This window comes from Arthrobacter sp. PsM3, assembly GCF_030433895.1.
Taxonomy (GTDB): Bacteria; Actinomycetota; Actinomycetes; order Actinomycetales; family Micrococcaceae; genus Arthrobacter.
The window spans coordinates 1-3,577 of the sequence record NZ_JARUXE010000090.1 but is presented as its reverse complement, the minus strand read 5'-3'; the positions used below and the strand labels follow the sequence as shown (position 1 = coordinate 3,577).

Here is a 3,577-nt window from a genome sequence, read left to right as displayed (position 1 = left end):
GGGTGGAATATCAACGAATAGCGGCCGCCGGTTTTTTCCCGGCACCCAGTACGGATTTTTACCCTTTGGGGTGGGTGTCCTGGAACGGTGCGGGGAGGGTACGGGCGGTTTAGTGTTTGGCACACTGTTGGGTCCTGAGGCAACAGGGCCGGGGTTCGCGGCGTAGGCCGCGGGGTCCGGGTTTTGTTTGTTTCTGGTTTCCTGGCTGCATCGAGCACGCACGTGAAGTGTGTGGGGTGTGTGGTTTGGGGTTGTTGTTTGAGAACTACATAGTGGACGCGAGCATCTTTTATAAGAAGCAATTTCCAAGAATATGAACCTGGATCTGTCGCTGTTGTCCTTCGGGGCGGTGGTGGTGGTTTTCATGGTTCTCTCGAAAATTAGTTTTTTTGATCTTTTGTGGTCAAGTTTTTAAGAGCACACGGTGGATGCCTTGGCATTAGGAGCCGAAGAAGGACGTAGGAATCTGCGATAAGCCTGGGGGAGTCGATAACCGGACTGTGATCCCAGGGTGTCCGAATGGGGAAACCCCGCCAGGGGCGCGAGTTGCCTGGTGACCCGCATCTGAACACATAGGGTGCGTGGAGGGAACGCGGGGAAGTGAAACATCTCAGTACCCGCAGGAAGAGAAAACAATAGTGATTCCGTCAGTAGTGGCGAGCGAACGCGGATCAGGCTAAACCGTTCCATGTGTGATAGCCGGCGGGCGTTGCATGGTCGGGGTTGTGGGACTTCCCATTCTGTCTCTGCCGGGACAGTGGGGTGTGTAGTACAGGCATAGGTGAACGGTCTTGAAAGGCCGGCCAGAGAGGGTGTGAGCCCCGTAACCGAAATGTTGTGTACCGCCCGGGGGGTATCCCAAGTAGCACGGGGCCCGAGAAATCCCGTGTGAATCTGTCAGGACCACCTGATAAGCCTAAATACTCCCTAATGACCGATAGCGGACCAGTACCGTGAGGGAAAGGTGAAAAGTACCCCGGGAGGGGAGTGAAACAGTACCTGAAACCGTGTGCTTACAATCCGTCGGAGCCAGTCTGATTCTGGTGACGGCGTGCCTTTTGAAGAATGAGCCTGCGAGTTAGTGTTACGTCGCGAGGTTAACCCGTGTGGGGAAGCCGTAGCGAAAGCGAGTCTGAATAGGGCGTTGCAGTGGCGTGATCTAGACCCGAAGCGAAGTGATCTACCCATGGCCAGGTTGAAGCGACGGTAAGACGTCGTGGAGGACCGAACCCACTTCAGTTGAAAATGGAGGGGATGAGCTGTGGGTAGGGGTGAAAGGCCAATCAAACTTCGTGATAGCTGGTTCTCCCCGAAATGCATTTAGGTGCAGCGTTGCGTGTTTCTTACCGGAGGTAGAGCTACTGGATGGCTAATGGGCCCTACAAGGTTACTGACGTCAGCCAAACTCCGAATGCCGGTAAGTGAGAGCGCAGCAGTGAGACTGTGGGGGATAAGCTTCATAGTCGAGAGGGAAACAGCCCAGACCACCAACTAAGGCCCCTAAGCGTGTGCTAAGTGGGAAAGGATGTGGAGTTGCGAAGACAACCAGGAGGTTGGCTTAGAAGCAGCCATCCTTAAAAGAGTGCGTAATAGCTCACTGGTCAAGTGATTCCGCGCCGACAATGTAGCGGGGCTCAAGTACACCGCCGAAGTTGTGGATTTCAGATATTAGCTAAGCCGCCCCTTTGTGGGTTGGTTCAGGCGTCTGGAGTGGTAGGGGAGCGTCGTGTGGGCAGTGAAGTCGCGGTGTAAACCAGCGGTGGAGCCTACACGAGTGAGAATGCAGGCATGAGTAGCGAAAGACGGGTGAGAAACCCGTCCGCCGAATGATCAAGGGTTCCAGGGTCAAGCTAATCTGCCCTGGGTAAGTCGGGACCTAAGGCGAGGCCGACAGGCGTAGTCGATGGACAACGGGTTGATATTCCCGTACCGGCGAAAAACCGCCCATGCTGAACAGGGGATACTAACTGCCCGAAGCCTGCCTGACCGCCCTTGTGGTGGGAGGGTTTTGGTGGAGCGCGGGACCTGATCCTGGGAGGCAAGCGTATTAACAGGTGTGACGCAGGAAGGTAGCCGAGCCGGGCGATGGTTGTCCCGGTCTAAGGATGTAGGGCGAACGGTAGGCAAATCCGCCGTTCATGATGCCTGAGATCCGATGGGACTCCCGTAAGGGGGGATTCGGTGATCCTATGCTGCCTAGAAAAGCATCGACGCGAGGTTTTAGCCGCCCGTACCCCAAACCGACACAGGTGATCAGGTAGAGAATACTAAGGCGATCGAGAGAATTATGGTTAAGGAACTCGGCAAAATGCCCCCGTAACTTCGGGAGAAGGGGGGCCCCCATCGTGATGGACACTAGCTGTCCGGAGCGTGCAGGGGCCGCAGAGACCAGGGGGAAGCGACTGTTTACTAAAAACACAGGTCCGTGCGAAGTCGCAAGACGATGTATACGGACTGACTCCTGCCCGGTGCTGGAAGGTTAAGAGGACCGGTTAGCCGCAAGGCGAAGCTGAGAATTCAAGCCCCAGTAAACGGCGGTGGTAACTATAACCATCCTAAGGTAGCGAAATTCCTTGTCGGGTAAGTTCCGACCTGCACGAATGGAGTAACGACTTCCCCGCTGTCTCAACCATAAACTCGGCGAAATTGCAGTACGAGTAAAGATGCTCGTTACGCGCAGCAGGACGGAAAGACCCCGAGACCTTTACTATAGTTTGGTATTGGTGTTCGGAGTGGCTTGTGTAGGATAGGTGGGAGACGTTGAAGCCCGGACGCCAGTTCGGGTGGAGTCATCGTTGAAATACCACTCTGGTCACTTTGGACATCTAACTTCGGCCCGTAATCCGGGTCAGGGACAGTGCCTGATGGGTAGTTTAACTGGGGCGGTTGCCTCCTAAAAAGTAACGGAGGCGCCCAAAGGTTCCCTCAGCCTGGTTGGCAATCAGGTGTCGAGTGTAAGTGCACAAGGGAGCTTGACTGTGAGAGAGACATCTCGAGCAGGGACGAAAGTCGGGACTAGTGATCCGGCGGTACATTGTGGAATGGCCGTCGCTCAACGGATAAAAGGTACCTCGGGGATAACAGGCTGATCTTGCCCAAGAGTCCATATCGACGGCATGGTTTGGCACCTCGATGTCGGCTCGTCGCATCCTGGGGCTGGAGTAGGTCCCAAGGGTTGGGCTGTTCGCCCATTAAAGCGGTACGCGAGCTGGGTTTAGAACGTCGTGAGACAGTTCGGTCCCTATCCGCTGCGCGCGCAGGAAATTTGAGAAGGGCTGTCCTTAGTACGAGAGGACCGGGACGGACGAACCTCTGGTGTGTCAGTTGTACTGCCAAGTGCACCGCTGATTAGCTACGTTCGGATGGGATAACCGCTGAAAGCATCTAAGCGGGAAGCTCGCTTCGAGATGAGATTTCCATACACCTTGTGTGTGAGAGGCCCCCAGCCAGACCACTGGGTTGATAGGCCGGATGTGGAAGCGAGGACTAACGACTCGTGAAGCTGACCGGTACTAATAGGCCGATAACTTACACCACACACCACCCCGCGAACCCGTTTCAAAAGGGGTTCGCACCA

Annotated in this window: 1 rRNA gene; it reads left to right on the top strand. The window is 55.3% G+C overall.

Annotated features, from left to right (window positions below):
• Positions 1–401 precede the first annotated feature (401 nt).
• Positions 402–3,537: ribosomal RNA gene (locus tag QCD75_RS21630) — 23S ribosomal RNA — on the top strand.
• The last annotated feature ends 40 nt before the right edge of the window (positions 3,538–3,577 follow it).